Origin of the sequence: Pseudomonas sp. NPDC089534, from assembly GCF_044749305.1 — a bacterium.
GTDB lineage: Bacteria > Pseudomonadota > Gammaproteobacteria > Pseudomonadales > Pseudomonadaceae > Aquipseudomonas > Aquipseudomonas ekonensis.
In genome coordinates this window covers 1-18,252 of record NZ_JBIVHR010000107.1, presented here as the reverse complement: position 1 = coordinate 18,252, position 18,252 = coordinate 1, and the positions used below count along the sequence as shown (strand labels likewise).

The 18,252-nt window shown below is 66.2% G+C and carries 12 protein-coding genes; 4 read left to right on the top strand and 8 right to left on the bottom strand.

What is annotated here, in order from left to right:
• Nucleotides 1-321 precede the first annotated feature (321 nt).
• The gene (locus ACIP0B_RS24370; RefSeq protein ID WP_400836732.1) at nt 322-1,188 is read right to left on the bottom strand and encodes a pirin family protein; all 867 of its coding nucleotides are present in this window, start codon (nt 1,186-1,188) and stop codon (nt 322-324) included.
• Nucleotides 1,189-1,410: 222 nt separating this feature from the next.
• On the opposite strand from ACIP0B_RS24370, the gene dkgB reads away from it, so the two are divergent.
• Nucleotides 1,411-2,214: a 2,5-didehydrogluconate reductase DkgB gene (gene dkgB, locus ACIP0B_RS24365; RefSeq protein ID WP_400836731.1), complete on the top strand. Its 804-nt coding sequence runs from the start codon at nt 1,411-1,413 to the stop codon at nt 2,212-2,214.
• Nucleotides 2,215-2,218: 4 nt separating this feature from the next.
• On the opposite strand, the gene ACIP0B_RS24360 is transcribed toward dkgB, so the two are convergent.
• From ACIP0B_RS24360 to ACIP0B_RS24330, 7 genes are all read right to left on the bottom strand, one after another.
• A complete protein-coding gene (locus tag ACIP0B_RS24360; RefSeq protein ID WP_400836729.1) occupies nt 2,219-5,428 on the bottom strand; it encodes an ATP-binding protein in 3,210 nt (1,069 codons plus the stop codon).
• 10 nt (nt 5,429-5,438) lie between these two features.
• On the bottom strand, nt 5,439-6,065 hold the full coding sequence (locus ACIP0B_RS24355; RefSeq protein WP_400836727.1) for a response regulator: 627 nt from the start codon (nt 6,063-6,065) through the stop codon (nt 5,439-5,441).
• Nucleotides 6,066-6,210: 145 nt separating this feature from the next.
• Nucleotides 6,211-6,603, bottom strand: a complete 393-nt coding sequence (locus tag ACIP0B_RS24350; RefSeq protein WP_400836725.1) for a hypothetical protein — start codon at nt 6,601-6,603, stop codon at nt 6,211-6,213.
• 126 nt (nt 6,604-6,729) lie between these two features.
• Nucleotides 6,730-7,446 (bottom strand): MgtC/SapB family protein, encoded by a 717-nt coding sequence (locus ACIP0B_RS24345; RefSeq protein WP_085577525.1) that lies wholly within the window; start codon nt 7,444-7,446, stop codon nt 6,730-6,732.
• A 214-nt stretch (nt 7,447-7,660) separates the two neighbouring features.
• Nucleotides 7,661-10,360 (bottom strand): magnesium-translocating P-type ATPase, encoded by a 2,700-nt coding sequence (mgtA, locus tag ACIP0B_RS24340; protein ID WP_400836722.1) that lies wholly within the window; start codon nt 10,358-10,360, stop codon nt 7,661-7,663.
• Between the two features lie 587 nt (nt 10,361-10,947).
• Nucleotides 10,948-12,285, bottom strand: a complete 1,338-nt coding sequence (locus ACIP0B_RS24335) for a lysine N(6)-hydroxylase/L-ornithine N(5)-oxygenase family protein (RefSeq protein ID WP_400836720.1) — start codon at nt 12,283-12,285, stop codon at nt 10,948-10,950.
• Nucleotides 12,286-12,418: 133 nt separating this feature from the next.
• Nucleotides 12,419-12,901 (bottom strand): sigma-70 family RNA polymerase sigma factor, encoded by a 483-nt coding sequence (locus ACIP0B_RS24330; RefSeq protein WP_085577528.1) that lies wholly within the window; start codon nt 12,899-12,901, stop codon nt 12,419-12,421.
• Between the two features lie 323 nt (nt 12,902-13,224).
• On the opposite strand from ACIP0B_RS24330, the gene ACIP0B_RS24325 reads away from it, so the two are divergent.
• The 3 genes from ACIP0B_RS24325 to ACIP0B_RS24315 are packed head-to-tail and all read left to right on the top strand — an operon-like array spanning nt 13,225 to nt 17,773.
• Nucleotides 13,225-14,397, top strand: a complete 1,173-nt coding sequence (locus ACIP0B_RS24325) for an efflux RND transporter periplasmic adaptor subunit (protein ID WP_400836718.1) — start codon at nt 13,225-13,227, stop codon at nt 14,395-14,397.
• Nucleotides 14,398-16,371 carry a MacB family efflux pump subunit gene (locus ACIP0B_RS24320; RefSeq protein ID WP_400836716.1) on the top strand — a complete coding sequence of 658 codons (1,974 nt, stop codon included), beginning with the start codon at nt 14,398-14,400 and terminating at the stop codon, nt 16,369-16,371.
• A gap of 7 nt (nt 16,372-16,378) precedes the next feature.
• Nucleotides 16,379-17,773, top strand: a complete 1,395-nt coding sequence (locus ACIP0B_RS24315) for an efflux transporter outer membrane subunit (protein ID WP_400836714.1) — start codon at nt 16,379-16,381, stop codon at nt 17,771-17,773.
• The last annotated feature ends 479 nt before the right edge of the window (nt 17,774-18,252 follow it).

The window sequence follows — 18,252 nt, the reverse complement described above, 5'->3', positions numbered from 1 at the left end:
CGCGATCTTGGAGACACCGGCAATACCTGTGGGAGCTGGCTTGCCAGCGATGGCGGTGGTTCAGGCACCAGCGATATCGGCAATGCCGGCCTCATCGCTTGCAGGCAAGCTCCCACAGGATTTTGTGGTGTGCCGCGATCTTGGAGACACCGGCAATACCTGTGGGAGCTGGCTTGCCAGCGATGGCGGCGGGTCAGGCACCAGCGATATCGGCAGTGCCGGCCTCATCGCTTGCAGGCAAGCTCCCACAGAATTTTGTGGTGTGCCGCGATCCCCTGTGGGAGCCAGCCTGCTGGCGATGGCGGTGTTGGCGAACCGGAGTCAGTCCTCCATCCGGCCGAAGCGCCCCGATTGGAAGTCGGCGAACGCCTGATGGATTTCCGCTTCGCTGTTCATCACGAACGGGCCGTGGCCGACGATCGGCTCGTCGATCGGTTCACCGCTGAGCAGCAGCACCACCGCATCCGTGTCGGCGTCGAGCGTCACTTGCCGCCCTTCGCGCTTGAACAGCGCCAACTGACCGACAGCGGCCTGCTCCCGCCCGTTGATCTGCACCGATCCGCGCAGCACCACCAGCGCGGTGTTGCGGCCTTCGTGCAGGTCCAACTCCAGCGTCTTCCCGGCGTTCAGCCGGATGTCCCAGACATCCACCGGCGTGAAGGTGCGCGCCGCGCCCTTGCGGCCGTCGAACTCGCCGGCGATCAGGCGCAGGCGGCCCGCGCCGTCCTTGAGGGCGATGTCCGGAATGTCACCGTCGAGGATCGTCTGGTAACCCGGCGCCGCCATCTTGTCCTTGGCCGGCAGGTTGACCCACAGCTGCACCATTTCCATCCTGCCGCCGGTCCGGGCGAAGTCCCGGGAATGGAATTCCTCGTGCAGGATCCCGGACGCCGCCGTCATCCACTGCACGTCGCCGGGGCCGATCTTGCCGCCGCTGCCGGTGGAGTCACGGTGCTCCACCTCGCCTTCGTAGACGATGGTCACGGTCTCGAAGCCGCGGTGCGGATGCTGGCCGACGCCGCGGCGTTCCTCGGTCGGGGTGAACTCGGCGGGGCCGGCGTGATCGAGCAGCAGGAACGGGCTGATGTGCCGGGCCAGGTTGTCGTAGGAAAACAGCGTGCGAACCGGAAAACCGTCGCCCACCCAGTGGCCGCGGGGACTGGTGTAAATGCCGATGAGGTCTTTCATGGTGCCTCCCGAAAGGTGGATTCAATGGATTGATGTTAAATCCGCCACCTATCTGGCACTAGTCGGGCAAAAAAAGCTTCATCGTTCCACCCATGGAACGATTAACACCTGCACGGCCGATTCGTGACTTGCGCTCAACAGTGCTTTGCCGGGGCAGCGGTTTTTCCCGGGCAGGCCGCCACGGATACTGCGTCCATTCCCTTCGCAACCCTGGAGTCACGCATGTCTGTTCCCGCTTTCGGTCTTGGTACGTTTCGCCTGCAAGGTCAGGTGGTCATCGATTCGGTGAGCACCGCCCTCGAACTGGGCTACCGGGCCATCGACACCGCCCAGATCTACGAGAACGAAGCCGAGGTCGGCCACGCCATCGCCGCCAGCGGCATCCCCCGCGAAGAACTGTTCATCACCAGCAAGATCTGGGTCGCCCACTACGCCAAGGACCGCCTGATCGACAGCCTCAGGGAGAGCCTGCGCAAACTGCGCACCGACTACCTCGACCTGACGCTGATCCACTGGCCGTCCCCGGACGATCAGGTGCCGGTGGAGGAATTCATGGGCGCCCTGCTCGAAGCCAAGCGCCTGGGCCTGACCCGCCGGATCGGCGTGTCCAACTTCACCATCGAGCTTATGAAAAAGGCCATTGCGGCGGTCGGCGCCGAACACATCGCCACCCACCAGATCGAGGTGCACCCGTTCCTGCAGAACCGCAAGGTGATCGCGTTCACCCAAAGCCAGGGCGTCCACACCACCTCGTACATGACCCTGGCCTACGGCGAAGCGCTGAAGGAACCGCTGATCCGGCAGATCGCCGAACGACTGGGCGCCACCCCGGCGCAGGTGACCCTGGCCTGGGCGATGCAGTCGGGTTATGCGGTGATCCCGTCGTCGACGCGCCGGGCCAACCTGCAAAGCAACCTCGGCGCCACGGCCCTGACCCTGAGCGAAGCCGACATGGCCTTGATCGCGACCCTGGACCGCGGCCAGCGCCTGACCAGCCCCAAAGGCATCGCCCCCGAGTGGGACTGACCGGCTACGCCTGAAGGCGCTGCGCCAGACTGTTCATGGCCTGGCGCAGCGATTCGACCGCGCCTGCCAGCGTCACGGTCTCGGCATCGCGGCACGCCCGCTCAAGGTTGCTGCACGCCGACACGACCCGGGCGGCACCGACCATTTGCGCGCCGCCCTTGATGTGATGGGCCAAATCACGCAGGCCGCCCCGATCCGACGTCCGGTCCAAATCCTCCAGCCGTTTCAGGTCGTCACGCAGACTGACCGACACCTGTTCGCGCAAACGCAGGACCAACGCGCGGTTTTCCCCCGCCAGGTGCTCCAGCGTGCTCAGGTCGATCTCGGCCGAACCCTGACCTTGCTCGATCTGCGCTCCGCCCGGCGTGGCGCCGCTCAACGCCCGCCCCAGTTCATGCAGGCGGATCGGCTTGAACAGGCAATCGTCCATGCCGGCGGCGAGGCAGCGTTGCCTTTCCTCGGCCCGGGCGTCGGCCGTGAACCCGATCATCAGGCAACGGCGCCTGCCCGACGCCGCCTCCTCTTCCCGAACCGTCCGCGCCAGTTGATGACCGCTGAGCCCCGGCATGTTGATGTCGACGATCAACACGTCGAACGGCTGCCCGCGCCACACGGCCAGGCCCTGTTCGCCGTCCCCCGCCTCCACGGTCTGGTGCCCGAGTTCGCCCAGTTGCCAGCCCAGCAGCAAACGGTTCACCGGGTGGTCGTCCACCACCAGCACACTCAGGGACGCCGTCGCCAGGACCGGCTGCACATCGGCCGCCGGCTCGCGCAACGGATCCAGCACCGGCAACTGCATGAGCGCCCTCACCTGCGTGCCGCGCCCCGGCTGGCTGTCCAACTGCAGATCGCCGCCCATCAGCCGGCACAGATCCCGGCTGATCACCAGCCCCAGGCCGGCGCCGCCGCGCACCGGCTGCGCAGAGTCGACGGCCTGCGCAAACGGAGCGAACAGACGCCGGCGGTCTTCGGCGCCGATGCCGATGCCGCTGTCTTCGATGGTCACGCTCAGGGACAGGCGCCGCTCCCGTTGCGACACCACCCGCAGCACCAGGCTCACCTCGCCGCTGTCGGTGAACTTGATCGCGTTGCTCAACAGGTTCGACAGCACCTGCTTGAACCGCGTGGGGTCGACCAGCACATCGATGTCGCTGCGCGGATCCAGCTCAACGTGCCAGAGCAGCCGTTTCTGCCGCGCCAGCCCTTCGAACACACGACAGGCCGAAACCACCAGTTCACGCAGATTGGCCCGTTGCGGGGAGAGGTTCATATGCCCGGACTCGATGCGGGCGATGTCGAGGATGTCGCCGATCAACGCCAGCAACTGCTGCCCGGCGCTGGAGGCGACCTCAATGGCCAGTCGGTCGGTGACGCCCTCGTCGGCGCGCTTGAGCGCCAGTTCGAGCATGCCGATCAGGGCATTCATCGGCGTGCGGATCTCATGGCTCATGGTCGCCAGAAACGTTGTCTTGGCCCGGTTCGCCTCGTCGGCGTCCTCCTTGGCCTGCTGCAGCCTGTGCATCCATCGCTGCCGCTGGCGGATCTGCCGGCGCTGAAAGCCGATCCACGCCAGCGACAGCATCAGCAGAGCGGCGGCCACCGCAAATCCCGAGAGGATTTCCCGGCGATGGCGCTGCCAGTAACTGTCCTCGACCACCACGTCATGGCTCCAGCGTTCGACCAGTTCATCCATCTCCCGGGGCGCAATGCTCAACAGGGCCTTGTTCAGCATCGAATGCAGCAGCGCGGCGTCCGGTGCCGTGGCCAGCGCGATCCGGGCCGGCTGATCGCCCACGGTGGTGACGATGCGCATGCGTCCCCTGTATTGGCGGGCGATCAGGTAACGGGCCACCAGCAACGACCCCAGCGTCGCGTCCGCCTGCCCGCCGGCGATGGCCGCCATGCCGGAGGCCGGGCTGCCCACCTCGACCAGCCTGATCTGCGGCACGTGCTCGATCAGGTAGTCGTGCAGGGGATGGCCGCGGTAGAGCGCCACCCGCTTGCCCGCAAGGTCGTCCAGCGAACCCAGCCGGCGGTCCGACGCCGCCGCGACCAGCACGAACGGGTTGTTCAGGTAGGCCCGGGTGAACCGCAGCTCCAGTTCCCGCTCGCCGCTCGGCGTCACCACCGGCAGCACATCGAGCTCGCCGGCCTTGAGTTGCGCCATCTGACGGTCGAGCGACTGCCCGCGCACGATGTCGAACGTCAGGCCGGTGCGCTGGGCAATCATGTTCAGCAACTGCGCGGTGAGCCCGCGCAACTGCCCCTCCGCGTCAAAGAACGTCAAGGGGGCGAAGTCTTCGACGGCACCGACCCGCACCACCGGGTGAGCGTCGCGCCACGCCTGCTCGGCGGCGCTCAGGGTCACGGTCGGTTGCCCGCTAATGTCTGCGGGGCCGGCGCTCCAGCGCTGCTCCATCAGCAGCCGCTGTTCGAGGGGAATCGCCGTCAGGGCCCTGTCGACGAGGCGCTTGAGCCGGCCGTTGCCCCTGGCCAGGGCGAAGCCGAAGGGATTGGCGTCAAGCCCCGAAGGCCCGGCCAATTGCAGGTCGTTGCGATAGTTGATGCTGATCAGGTAGTGGGCGCTGATGAGATCCCCCAGGTACACGTCATCCCGGCCGAACGCCACCGCGCCGAGCGCATCGAGGATCGCGGGGTAACGCACCAGGGTCGCGGTGGGGTAGGCCCTGCGCACGGTCGACTCCGGCAGGTAATCCTCGACCATGGCGATGCGCTTGCCGGCCAGGTCCGCCGGCAGCGGCCCGTTTAGGCGGGTCACCCACATGGGCTGGTCTTCGGCGTAGGCACGGGACAGCATCAGTTGCGGATCGGCGATCTCGAAATTGTTGGAGGTGCCGAGCAGGTCAAGCTCGCCGTTCTTGAGCGCCGTCATCGCCCCCGCCCGGTCGCGGTAGCGCAGGACCTTGACCGGGACGCCGAGCAGTCGCCCCAGCAGGTCGGTGTAATCGGCCGTGATGCCTTCCAGCTCATGGCGGTTGCGGGTCAGTTCGAACGGCGGGTAATCGGCGCCGGAAACGCCCACCCGCAGCACGGGATGTTCCCGCAGCCATTGCCGGTCCGCCTCATCCAGGCGGATCGGGGCGGCATCCGGACTGATTCGGCTCAGCACCTCCAGTTCCTGCGGAACCTCGTTCGCCCGAACCAGGGCGGCGACCAGCATCAGCGACAAGAGAATCAGGCGCCCCGGATTCATGCCCGACCTCTCAGATCAACTGGTTGCGCATGGCGAACTCCCGCAGCAGCACCAGCGAGCCCAACCCTAGCTTGGCCATCAGGCGGGTCTTGTAGGTGCTGACGGTCTTGTGGCTCAGGCTCAGGCCTTCGGCGATGTCCTTGTTCGCCCTCCCCTGCGCCAGTTGCACCAGGATGTGCAATTCGCGGTCGGAGAGCTGGCCGATCAGTTGCCGTTCGTTGTTCTGCAGCACGCCGTTGCCTGCGCTGAGATCCGCCGAGCCGGGGAAATAGGTGTAGCCGGAGCGGACGGCCTTGATCGCGTTGCGCAACTGCTGCAACGGGTCGGACTTGGCGACAAAGGCCATCGCGCCGGCCCGCATGCAGCGCAGCTGGTAGTGCGCGGGGTCATGGGAAGTGAACACCACGACACGGCACTCCAGGCCGTTGGCGCGGATGCGCTCCAGCACCTCCAGGCCGCTCATCCCTTTGAGGTTGAGGTCGAGGATCACCAGCTCCGGCAGATGCTTGCGGATCATCGGCACCGCTTCGACGCCGCTGGCGACCACGTCCACTTGCCTGAAGCCCTCCGACTCCAGAATCAGGCCGAGGGTGGCACCCACCACCGGATGATCGTCGACGATCAGCGCTTTCTTCATGACCACTCCCAGTGCAGGTTCGGGACGCCGACACCTCGGGTTGCGCCTGAGCCGGACAGGCCGTGGCTGCGCCAAGACTGTTGCACGGGAACCGGAAGGAATCTACCTGTCAGATCTGACAGTTGCGACGAATGGATAAGCGTGCTCAAGCCTCGGCAGCCTGCCCGGTCGACCGTTCGACCAGTGCCATCAGGCGCTCGATCTGCCGGATGTCCGGCAGGATCGCGTCACTGACCTTCAGCGGCTCGCGGGCGGGGCCGGCAACCGCCGACGGCAGCGCGTTGTAGACCAGGGCGTGGCGGACACGGGGACTGTCGCAGAGAAAGTCCGCCAGATCCCGCGGGCCCGGCGCCAGCCCTGCGTTGGCGGCCACCACGTCGAAGGCGCCGGGTTCGTGTTCGACCAGCGCGTGCAGTTCGGCCAGGCTCTGCACCGGTGCGATGCGGAAGTAGCCGAGGCGATTGAACGATCGCTCAAGGGTCATTCGCTGAAAATGCTGCGGATCGGCAATCAGGATACGCAAGGTTTTCTGGGGCACGGTGGACTTCCCGGTCGGTGTCGGCTTCAGGAGACGCCAAGGTTACCCATGCGACCAGGAACACTCTGTAGGACGATTCCGAAAAAACCGGTCATCCATCCGGCGGCGGCAGCCCCTCGCGTTGCCTCACTCGGTGGTGCTCGGGCTCCAGAACGCCTGTACCACCAGGGCCGAGGTCGACACCCGCGCCACCAGCGCGTCCAGCTCGTCGCCGTCCACCGACGTGGTCGCCAGCGTCGCTTCGATCTCCACCTCATCGCTGCCGAAGGCATGCACGTCGACGTCGCTGGCGGGGTAGTTGCTGCGTTCGAGCTCGGCTTCGAGCAGGGCCAGCACGGCCTTCTGCTGCGAACGCCGGGCGATGACGTAGACGATGTTGGTGACTTCCGCCGAGACCACGTCCAGCGGCTGGCGGTTGATGTTGTTGACGATCGGCCGCAGCAGCGTGTTGGCCGCCAGCACAAAGAGCGTGCCGAGCACCGCCTCGGCCAGCAGGTCGGCGCCGGCGCAGGCCCCCACCGCCGCCGAGGTCCAGAGGGTGGCGGCGGTGTTGAGGCCGCGCACGTTGCCCTCCTCGCGCATGATCACCCCGGCGCCGAGAAAGCCGATGCCCGACACCACATAGGCGACCACCCGCACCGCCCCTTCGGCGCCGCCGAGGCGGTTGGCCATGTCGACGAAGATCGCCGCGCCCACCGCCACCAGCACATTGGTGCGCAGGCCCGCCGTGCGTTGCCGGTACTGGCGCTCGAAGCCGATCAGGCCGCCGAGGATGAACGCCGCGCTGAGGCTGACGAGGGTGTCGAGCAGCGAGGTCAGGTTGAGGTTGTCGATGGCTTGCATGTCCAGCTCCTTGAAAAATCTGCCGTCCTTTGTGGGAGCGGCGGTTCAGTGCCGGCCTCATCGCTGGCAAGCCAGCTCCCACAGGTTTCTCGGCGCGCATGGAGCTTGCGGACACCAGAAACACCTGTGGGAGCCAGCCTGCTGGCGATGGGGCCGGCACAGGCACCGCAAGAGCAAGGAGAAGACCCTTGCTCCCACAGCACCGTCCCCGGTGTTACTGCCAGCCGAACCGGCGGATGTAGAACCCCTTCACCGCCTGGGTCAGCGCCATGTACGCCAGCAGGATCACCGGCAGGAACACGAAGTACAGCGACGGCAGCGCTTGCAGCTTGAAGTAATTCGCCAGCGGCCCCATCGGCAGGAAGATCCCCACCGCCATGATGACCCCGGTCATCACCAGCAGCGGCAGGGCCGCGCGGCTTTGCAGGAACGGGATCTTCGGCGTGCGGATCATGTGCACGATCAGCGTCTGGGTCAGCAGCCCCACCACGAACCAGCCCGATTGGAACAGGGTCTGGTGGTCCGGGGTGTTGGCATCGAACACGTACCACATCAAGGCGAACGTCGTGATGTCGAAGATCGAACTGATCGGCCCGAAGAACAGCATGAAGCGGCCCACGTCCGCCGGCTGCCAGCGCTGCGGCTGCTTCAGCATCTCGTCATCGACGTTGTCGAACGGGATGGCGATCTGCGAAATGTCGTAGAGCAGGTTCTGCACCAAGAGGTGCATCGGCAGCATCGGCAGGAACGGAATGAACGCGCTGGCCACCAGCACCGAGAACACGTTGCCGAAGTTGGAGCTGGCGGTCATCTTGATGTACTTGAGCATGTTGGCGAAGGTGCGCCGCCCTTCGAGCACGCCCTCCTCCAGCACCATCAGGCTCTTTTCCAGCAGGATGATGTCCGCCGCCTCCTTGGCGATGTCCACGGCGCTGTCCACCGAAATGCCGATGTCGGCGGTGCGCAGCGCCGGCGCGTCGTTGATGCCGTCGCCCATGAACCCGACCACGTGGCCGTTGCCCTTGAGGATGCGGACGATGCGTTCCTTGTGCGACGGCGTCAGCTTGGCGAACACGTTGGTGGTCTCCACCGCCACCGCCAGTTCGGCATCGCTCATGCGCTCCACGTCGTTGCCCAGCAACAGGCCTTGCTGGGCGAGGCCCACCTCGCGGCAGATCTTGGCCGTCACCAGTTCGTTGTCGCCGGTCAGCACTTTCACCGCCACGCCATGCTCGGCCAGGGCCTTGAGCGCCGGCGCGGTGCTTTCCTTCGGCGGATCGAGAAACGCCACGTAGCCGATCAGCGTCAGATCCTGCTCGTCGGCCAGGCTGTAGGTGTCGCGCCCCTCGGGCATCGACCGCGCCGCCACCGCCACCACCCGCAGACCCTCGGCGTTGAAGGCGGCGGTCACCTGACGGATGCGGGCCAGCAGCTCGGCGCTCAACACTTCGTCGATGTCGCCGTGGCGCACATGGCTGCACACGGCGAGCACTTCCTCCACCGCGCCCTTGCAGATCAGCTGGTGCGGCTGGCCGCGCCCCTCGACCACCACCGACATGCGCCGCCGGTTGAAGTCGAACGGAATCTCATCGACCTTGCGAAACGCCGTGCCGACCTTCAGCTCGCGGTGGATCTCCACGTGCTCCAGCACCGCCACGTCCAGCAGGTTTTTCAGGCCGGTCTGGTAGTAGCTGTTCAGGTACGCCATCTCCAGCACGTCGTCGGAGTCTTCGCCCCAGACATCGACGTTGCGCGCCAGGAAGATCTTGTCCTGGGTCAGGGTGCCGGTCTTGTCGGTGCACAGCACGTCCATGGCGCCGAAGTTCTGGATCGCGTCCAGGCGCTTGACGATGACCTTCTTGCGCGACAGGAACACCGCGCCCTTGGCCAGGGTCGAGGTGACGATCATCGGCAGCATTTCCGGGGTCAGGCCCACGGCGATCGACAGCGCGAACAGCAGCGCCTCGGTCCAGTCGCCCTTGGTGAAGCCGTTGATGAACAGCACCAGCGGCGCCATCACGAACATAAAGCGGATCAGCAGCCAGCTGACCTTGTTGACGCCCTGCTGGAACGAGGTCACCGCCCGGTCGGTGGCGCCGACCCGCTGCGCCAAGGCGCCGAAATAGGTGTTGTTGCCGGTGGTGAGGATCACCGCCACCGCCGTGCCGGACACCACGTTGGTGCCCATGAACAGGACGTTGTCCAGTTCCAGCGGGTTGCGCGTGTCACGGTCCTGCTGGCGCGGGAATTTCTCCACCGGCATGGATTCGCCGGTCATCGCCGCCTGGCTGACGAACAGGTCCTTGGCGCTGAGCACCCGGCAGTCGGCGGGGATCATGTCGCCGGCCGACAGCACGATCAGGTCGCCGGGCACCAGTTGCTTGATCGGCAGCTCGATGCGCGGCGCGTCCCGACGGATCACGGTGGCGGTGTTGCTCACCATGGCCTTGAGCGCGTCGGCGGCCTGGTTGGATTTGCTTTCCTGCCAGAAGCGCAAAAGGGTCGAGAGCACCACCATGGAGAAGATCACGATGGCTGCCTTCAGGTCCTCGGTCAGCCACGAGATCACCGCCAGCAGGGTCAGCAGCAGGTTGAACGGGTTCTTGTAGCAGTGCCACAGGTGGGTCCACCACGGCAGCGGCTGCTCGTGTTCCACTTCGTTCAGGCCGTGCTGCGCACGCAGCGCATCGACCTCGAAATCCGTGAGGCCGTCGGCGTGGGTGCCCAGCATCGACAGCAGCGCGCCGCTGTCGCAGTGGGCCGCGTCCACCAGGGTATTGGCCAGGCTGGGCGGCACCTCACGGCTGACCGTGGTTTCGCCGATGGATTCGAGCAACGCCAGGCGCCGGAAATGGCGGGCGATGTGGCGGGTCCGCAGGAAGCCTGCGAAAAATTCCTTGAGCGTCAGTTTCATGGCTGCTACCCCTCTGGTCAGCCGGGAAACCGTCAAGCAGGCACGTCCACGCCCCGGCCGCCGGAAAGACCGGCAAGGCAGGGCCTGGCACGCCGGTCACCGAAGACAGGCGTGTCGATAGGGCTGCGGCTGCGACGCAAAGGTCACGGCCACGCTCTGTTCAGCGTCGATGAGAAGGACGTCGGGACATGGCCTCAACCGGCCATGATCGGGATGCCGCCGCTCGCTGTTCGGCGAGACAACGGCATCAGGGAATGCGCGTTATCTTGCCGAGAATCTGCCGGTTACCGAGACCGGCCGACAACTGTCACTCGAACAAGTACCCACTGTGGGTCTCCGCTATTGATGAAAACGCGCGAAGCTTACGCCCCGGTATCTGGAGAGTAAACCCGCAAAGGAAAGTGTGACGGGGAATGTCAGCGCTTTTCAGGAAAGGTTCAGGAAAGGTTCAGGTTGGGAGGGTCGAGGGGCTGAACGCGAGCAGGCCCGCTTCCACACAGGATCGCCGTTCGGCACACATTTCGTGTCCGCTGGAGATCCCCTGTGGGAGCGAGCCTGCTCGCGATGACGGTCTTGGAGGCGACGTCTTAGCTGGCGGTCGCCAGCAGCAGGTCCGCCATCGAACGGCCGTGCCCGCGGTGCTTGCCGTGCTCGTACAGGGAACCGGCGATCTCGTCCGCACGCACCGGCAGCACCGACAGCAGCGTGTCGCTCAGGCCGTGGCTGGCCTGGCAGAAGCCCTGCATGTACAGGCCGGCCTTGCAGCGCTCGTCGGTGATCAGGCGGTAGTTGCGGTCGACCTCGAAGTCACCCAGGTACTCCTCCAGCGGAGCCAGCAGCTTGCGGTGCAACTGGCGCTCGTAACCGGTGGCCAGCACCACGGCGTCGTAGTGGTGCACGGTGACTTCGCCGGTGGCGTTGTTGCGCACGGTCAGCTCGATGCCGCGTTCGGTGGCGGTGGCCTTCTCGACGGTGGTCAGGGTGCGGAACGCATGGCGGGCGATGCCCGAAACCTTCTGGCGGTAGAAGATGCCGTAGATGCGTTCGATCAGGTCGATGTCCACCACCGAATAGTTGGTGTTGTGGTACTCGTTGACCAGACGCTCACGCTCGCTGCTCTTCTGCTGGAAGATCAGGTCGGTGAATTCCGGCGAGAACACTTCGTTGACGAACGGGCTGTCGTCGGCCGGCTTCAGGGCCGAACCGCGCAGGATCATGTCCACCTGCACCGACGGGAAGGAGTCGTTGAGGTCGATGAACGCTTCCGCCGCGCTCTGCCCACCGCCGATGATCGCGATGCTCATCGGCTGGTTGTTGACGCACGGCTGCTTGGCCATCTGCGCCAGGTACTGGGAGTGGTGGAACACGCGGGCGTCGCCCTTCAGGCCCTTGAACGCTTCCGGAATGCGCGGCGTGCCGCCGGCGCTGACCACCACCGAACGGGCGGTGCGCACGAACTGCTGGCCCTGGACGTCACGGGAGATCACCCGCAGCGCTTCGACCTGCTGGTTGTGCAGCACCGGCTCGATGGTCAGCACTTCTTCGCCGTAGCGGCTCTGCTCGGTGAACTGCCCGGCGACCCAGCGCAGGTAGTCGTTGTACTCCATGCGGCACGGGTAGAAGGTGCCGAGGTTGATGAAGTCCACCAGGCGCCCGTGCTGCTTGAGGTAGTTGACGAACGAGTACGGGCTGGTCGGGTTGCGCAGGGTCACCAGGTCCTTGAGGAAGGAGATCTGCAGCTCGCTCTGGGTCGACAGCGTGTTGCCGTGCCAGCTGTAGTCGGCCTGCTTGTCGAGGAACAGCACATCCAGTTCGCCATGGGTCGGGCCGCGCTCTTGCAGAGCGATGGCCAGCGCCAGGTTCGAAGGGCCGAAACCGACGCCGATCAGATCGTGAACGATGGGCGATGCAATTGCCTGTGTCATTTCCAGTGTCCTCTGGATGAACCCCAACGCAGCGGGGAGGAAGAGCCTACGTGACCGGCCGGCCCCGAGCGGGACAGCAGGTCGTCTGTTGAGTAGGAACGAGGACAGTGAAATAAAATTTAACGACGACGGCTCAATGGGCGTCCCATTGCTTGATGCGCACCCGGCAGTGCTTCATGGCATTGACGATGTGCTTTTCCACCAGCGCCTTGGAAATGCCCAGGTGCTCGGCGATCTCGGGGTGCGACAGGCCTTCGATCTTGCGCAGCAGGAAACTGTCGCGGCACAGCGGCGGCAATTCCGCCAATGCACGCTGGAGCATCTCCAGGCGCTGGCCGTGGTCGAGCGTGCTGTGGGGGGACGGGGTGAAATAGCGCTCTTCGCTGTCGAGCACCTCAAGGGACTCGACCTGACGCAAGGCGTTGCGCCGGTGGTCGTCGATCACCAGGTTCAGGGCCGTGCGGTAGAGGAAGGCCCGGGGCTGCTCGATCGGCGTGTCGCTGGAGCGCTCCAGCACCCGCACATAGGCGTCATGCACCACATCTTCGGCGACCTGGCGGTTGCCGAGCCTGGCATTCAGGAAACTCACCAGCTCGCGATAGTAGTTTTCCAACATGGCTCCCCGCCGCAGCGGTGCGGTTTCTGTCCTTGGGCGCACTGATCCGGGAACCCGCGAAGGGCGCTAGCAAGATAGTGGCAACTTGAGGCGCGTAATTTATAGTAATTCTCATATAGATTTAAAGTGATGTTTCACGTTGCCCGACAAATAGTCCCGTCCTATACCTGTAACATCGTGTGTCCCCGCTTAAATTCCCTCGCCCACCCCTCGTTAACAGGACAGCTCCCCGTCTCTGCCGCGCCCCGCGACAGCGTTCAGCGGTGCCCGCTCCTGCGCACCCCCGTGAACGACGGGCCGATTCCCACTGGCCGGAACCCTGCATGAAACGTCCCCGCCCCGCCCGACGCGCCCTGCTCGCCACCCTTTGTCTGATTCCCGTCGCCGCCTATGCGGCCTGGCAGATGCTGCCCCCCGGCCGGGACAAGTTCGCCACCGTGCAAGTCACCCGCGGCGACATCGAAAGCAGCGTCACCGCCCTGGGCACCCTGCAGCCGCGACGCTACGTGGACGTCGGCGCCCAGGCCTCGGGCCAGATCAAGAAGATCCACGTGGAGGTCGGCGACACGGTCAAGGAAGGCCAATTGCTGGTGGAGATCGACCCGTCCACGCAAAAGGCCAAGCTCGACGCCGGACGCTTTTCCATCGAGAACCTCAAGGCGCAGCTGCAGGAACAGAAAGCCCAGCACGAACTGGCGCAGCAGAAGCACCAACGCCAGCAGAACCTCGCCGCCGGCGGCGCCACCCGCGAAGAGGACGTGCAGACCGCCCGCGCCGAACTGAAGGCCACCCAGGCGCGCATCGACATGATCCAGGCGCAGATCCGCCAGGCCGAAGCCAGCCTGCGCAGCGACCAGGCCGAACTCGGCTATACGCGCATCTTTGCGCCGATGGCCGGCACCGTCGTCGCCCTCGACGCCCGCGAAGGCCAGACCCTCAACGCCCAGCAGCAGACGCCGCTGATCCTGCGCATCGCCAAGCTGTCGCCGATGACGGTCTGGGCCGAAGTCTCGGAAGCCGACATCGGCCACGTCAAACCGGGCATGACCGCCTACTTCACCACCCTGAGCGGCGGCCAACGCCGGTGGAGCAGCACTGTGCGACAGATCCTGCCGGTGCCGCCCAAGCCGCTGGACCAGACCAGCCAGGGCGGCGGCAGCCCCGCCAGCACCAGCAAAAGCGGAAGCGCCCGGGTGGTGCTCTACACCGTGCTGCTGGATGTCGACAACGCCGACAACGCCCTGATGGCCGAGATGACCACCCAGGTGTTCTTTGTCGCCGGCCAGGCGAAGGACGTGCTCACCGCGCCGGTCGCCGCCCTGCAAGGCAGCGCCGGCGCCGGCCTGCAAACTGCCCGGGTGGTCGCCGCCAACGGCGAGGTGCAGCCCCGCGAAGTGCGCACCGGCCTCAGCGACCGCCTGAACGTGCAGGTGCTGGAAGGCCTGAGCGAAGGCGATCACCTGCTGATCGGCCCCGCCGACGGCAACGGAGGCTGAATGCAGACGCCCCTGATCGAACTGCGGGACATCCGCAAGTCCTACGGCGGCGGCGACGCCCCCGAAGTCCACGTGCTGCGCGGCATCGACCTGTCGATCCACGCCGGCGAGTTCGTGGCCATCGTCGGCGCGTCGGGCTCCGGCAAATCGACGCTGATGAACATCCTCGGCTGCCTCGACCGACCGACGTCCGGCGAATACCGTTTCGCCGGCGAAAACGTCGCCGGCCTGGACAGCGACGAACTGGCCTGGCTGCGCCGCGAAGCGTTCGGCTTCGTGTTCCAGGGCTATCACCTGATCCCGTCCGGCTCGGCCCAGGAAAACGTCGAGATGCCGGCGATCTACGCCGGCACGCCGGCGGCCGAGCGGCACGCCCGCGCCGCCGCCCTGCTCGACCGTCTCGGCCTGGCCTCGCGCACCGGCAACCGTCCGCACCAGCTCTCCGGCGGCCAGCAGCAGCGGGTGTCCATCGCCCGCGCCCTGATGAACGGCGGCCACATCATCCTCGCCGACGAACCCACCGGCGCCCTCGACAGCCACAGCGGCAAGGAAGTCATGGCGCTGCTCGATGAACTGGCGGGCCAGGGCCACGTGGTGATCCTCATCACCCACGACCGCGAAGTCGCGGCCCGGGCCAAGCGCATCATCGAAGTCCGTGACGGCCTGATCATCAGCGACAGCGCCGCCGACGATCCTGCCGTCCAGGCCGCCGCCAACCCCGGCGCCCTGCAGGCGGTGGACCTGCGCAAGCGCCTGGCCGAAGGCGCGGAGGCCACCGGCGCCTGGAAAGGCGAACTGGTGGACGCCCTGCACGCCGCCTGGCGGGTGATGTGGATCAACCGCTTCCGCACCGCCCTGACCCTGCTCGGCATCATCATCGGCGTGGCCTCGGTGGTGGTGATGCTGGCGGTCGGCGAAGGCAGCAAGCGCCAGGTGATGGCGCAGATGGGCGCGTTCGGCTCCAACATCATCTACCTCAGCGGTTCGGCCCCCAACCCGCGCACGCCGCCCGGCATCGTCACCCTGGACGACGTCGCGGCGCTGGCCAGCCTGCCGCAGGTCAAACGCATCATGCCGGTCAACGGCGCCGAGGCCGGGGTGCGCTTCGGCAACGTCGACCACCTGAGCTACGTCGGCGGCAACGACACCAACTTCCCGGCGATCTTCAACTGGCCGGTGGTCGAGGGCAGCTACTTCACCGAGGCCGACGAACGCAACGCCACGGCCGTGGCGGTGATCGGCAAGAAGGTGCGCGACAAACTGCTCAAGGATGTCGCCAACCCGCTGGGCCAGTACATCCTGATCGAGAACGTGCCGTTCCAGGTGGTCGGCGTGCTCCAGGAAAAGGGCGCCAGCTCCGGCGACCAGGACAGCGACGACCGCATCGCCATCCCCTACTCCGCCGCCAGCGTCCGGCTGTTCGGCACGCGCAACCCGGAATACGTGGCCATCGCCGCCGCCGACGCGCGCAAGGTCAAGGAAGCCGAGCACGCCATCGAGCAACTGATGCTGCGCCTGCACAACGGCAAGAAGGACTTCGAGCTGACCAACAACGCCGCGATGATCCAGGCCGAGGCCCGCACGCAGAACACCCTGTCGCTGATGCTCGGCTCGATCGCCGCGATCTCGCTGCTGGTGGGCGGCATCGGCGTGATGAACATCATGCTCATGACCGTGCGCGAACGGACCCGCGAGATCGGCATCCGCATGGCCACCGGCGCCCGCCAGCGCGACATCCTGCGCCAGTTCCTCACCGAGGCGGTGATGCTGTCGGTGGTCGGCGGCCTGGCCGGGATCGCCCTGGCGCTGATCATCGGCGGCGTGCTGATCCTCAGCGAAGTCGCCGTCGCGTTTTCCCTGATGGCGGTGCTGGGCGCCTTCGGCTGCGCCCTCGTGACCGGTGTCGTCTTCGGCTTCATGCCCGCCCGCAAAGCCGCCCGGCTCGATCCGGTCACGGCCCTTACCAGTGAATGATCGCTTTATGAAACCGCGCCTCAGCCTGTTGACCGTGTGCCTGATGCTCAGCGCCTGCGCCAGTCCCGTCCAGCGTCCGGACAGCGGCCTGCAGCCGCCCGCCGCCTGGCAATCGCCCCACTCCGACGCCACCGCCCGCCACGACGCGCAGTGGTGGACGCAATTCGGCAGCCCCGAGCTGGACCGCCTGATCGAACAGGCCCGGCTCGGCAGCCACGATCTGGCCGCCGCCATGGCCCGGGTGCGTCAGGCCCGTGCCGCCACGGTGATCGCCGGCGGCTCGCAGTTGCCCGAGATCAAGGCCGGGGCCAACGTCAACCGGCAGAAGCTGCTGCGCGGCAACGGCTACAGCCAGCTCGACGCCGACAACAGCAACAAGGCTGTGGACTACTTCGACGCCAACCTGAGCGCCAGCTACGAAATCGATTTCTGGGGCGGCAAGCGCGCCTCCCGGGACAGCGCACGGTTCAGCCTGCAAGCCAGCGAGTTCGACCGGGCGACCGTCGAGCTGACGCTGCTGGGCAACGTCGCCGACACCTACGCGCAGGCCCTGTCCCTGCGCGAGCGCAGCCGCATCGCCGAACTGAACCTGACCAACGCCCGCAGCGTGCTGAAGCTGGTGCAGACCCGCTTCGACGCAGGCTCGGCCACCGCCCTGGAACTGGCCCAGCAGAAAAGCCTGGTCGCCGCCCAGGAGCGTCAAATGCCGCTGGTGCAGCAACAGGCCCAGGAAGCGCAGATCAGCCTCGCCGTCCTGCTCGGCCAACCCGTGCAGGCTCTGGCGCCGTCGCCGGAACCGTTCGACCGGCTGACCTGGCCGACCATCGCGGCCGGCGTCCCCAGCGACCTGCTCGGCCGCCGTCCCGACATCGCCCGCGCCGAAGCGCAACTGGCCGCCGCCGAGGCCGACGTGAAAGTGGCCCGGGCCGCCATGCTGCCCACCGTCACCCTGACCGCCCAGCTCGGCTCGGGCGCCAACCGGTTCAGCAACTTGGTTCGCAGTCCGTTCTACAACCTGACCGCCGGGCTGGTGGCGCCGATCTTCAACAACGGCCGCCTGGGCGCCGAGCGCGACAAGGCCACGGCCCGTCAGGAAGAACTGCTGGAAACCTACCGCGGCGCGATCGTCAGCGGTTTTGCCGACGTCGAAAAGGCCCTCAACAGCATTCAGGGGCTCGACGAACAGCGCCAGTGGCAAACCGAAGAACTGAACCAGGCCCAGACCGCATTCAACATCGCCCAGAGCCGCTATCAGGCCGGCGCCGAGGATCTGCTGACGGTGTTGGAGACCCAGCGCACGCTGTACGCGGCACAGGATTCTAACGTGCAACTGCGGCTGTCGCGGCTACAGGCGAGCATCGCCCTGTACAAGGCGCTCGGGGGCGGGTGGCGGGCGATGTAACCCGCTGCAATGCGGGCTGCCTGATGCATCGGCGTCGGTTGTGCGGCCGTCTTCGCGGGCAAGCCCGCTCCCACAGGGATTCGCGGTGTTGGTGAAACCGTAGAAGCCAGCTTGATCTGCAGCGGCCGAACCACCGCCATCGCCAGCAGGCTGGCTCCCACAAGGGATCCGAGGCAAGCCACAAATGCCCTGCACACCACAAAACCCTGTGGGAGCCAGCCTGCTGGCGATGAGGCCGGAATTGCCGACATCTGCAGTGGCCACACTACCGCCATCGCCAGCAGGCTGGTTCCCACAAGGGATCCGGGGCAGCCACAAATGCCCTGCACACCCAAAAAACCTGTGGGAGCTAGCTTGCTAGCGATGAGGCCGGCACTGCCGACATCTGCAGTGGCCACACTACCGCCATCGCCAGCAGGCTGGCTCCCACAAGGGATCCGGGGCAGCCACAAATGCCCTGCACACCCAAAAAACCTGTG

Bases quoted from the DNA above. Each gene is read 5' to 3' on its own strand.
- ACIP0B_RS24370 (WP_400836732.1), bottom strand. From the start codon at position 1,188: ATGAAAGACCTCATCGGCATTTACACCAGTCCCCGCGGCCACTGGGTG.
- dkgB (WP_400836731.1), top strand. From the start codon at position 1,411: ATGTCTGTTCCCGCTTTCGGTCTTGGTACGTTTCGCCTGCAAGGTCAG.
- ACIP0B_RS24360 (WP_400836729.1), bottom strand. From the start codon at position 5,428: ATGAATCCGGGGCGCCTGATTCTCTTGTCGCTGATGCTGGTCGCCGCC.
- ACIP0B_RS24355 (WP_400836727.1), bottom strand. From the start codon at position 6,065: ATGAAGAAAGCGCTGATCGTCGACGATCATCCGGTGGTGGGTGCCACC.
- ACIP0B_RS24345 (WP_085577525.1), bottom strand. From the start codon at position 7,446: ATGCAAGCCATCGACAACCTCAACCTGACCTCGCTGCTCGACACCCTC.
- mgtA (WP_400836722.1), bottom strand. From the start codon at position 10,360: ATGAAACTGACGCTCAAGGAATTTTTCGCAGGCTTCCTGCGGACCCGC.
- ACIP0B_RS24335 (WP_400836720.1), bottom strand. From the start codon at position 12,285: ATGACACAGGCAATTGCATCGCCCATCGTTCACGATCTGATCGGCGTC.
- ACIP0B_RS24330 (WP_085577528.1), bottom strand. From the start codon at position 12,901: ATGTTGGAAAACTACTATCGCGAGCTGGTGAGTTTCCTGAATGCCAGG.
- ACIP0B_RS24325 (WP_400836718.1), top strand. From the start codon at position 13,225: ATGAAACGTCCCCGCCCCGCCCGACGCGCCCTGCTCGCCACCCTTTGT.
- ACIP0B_RS24320 (WP_400836716.1), top strand. From the start codon at position 14,398: ATGCAGACGCCCCTGATCGAACTGCGGGACATCCGCAAGTCCTACGGC.
- ACIP0B_RS24315 (WP_400836714.1), top strand. From the start codon at position 16,379: ATGAAACCGCGCCTCAGCCTGTTGACCGTGTGCCTGATGCTCAGCGCC.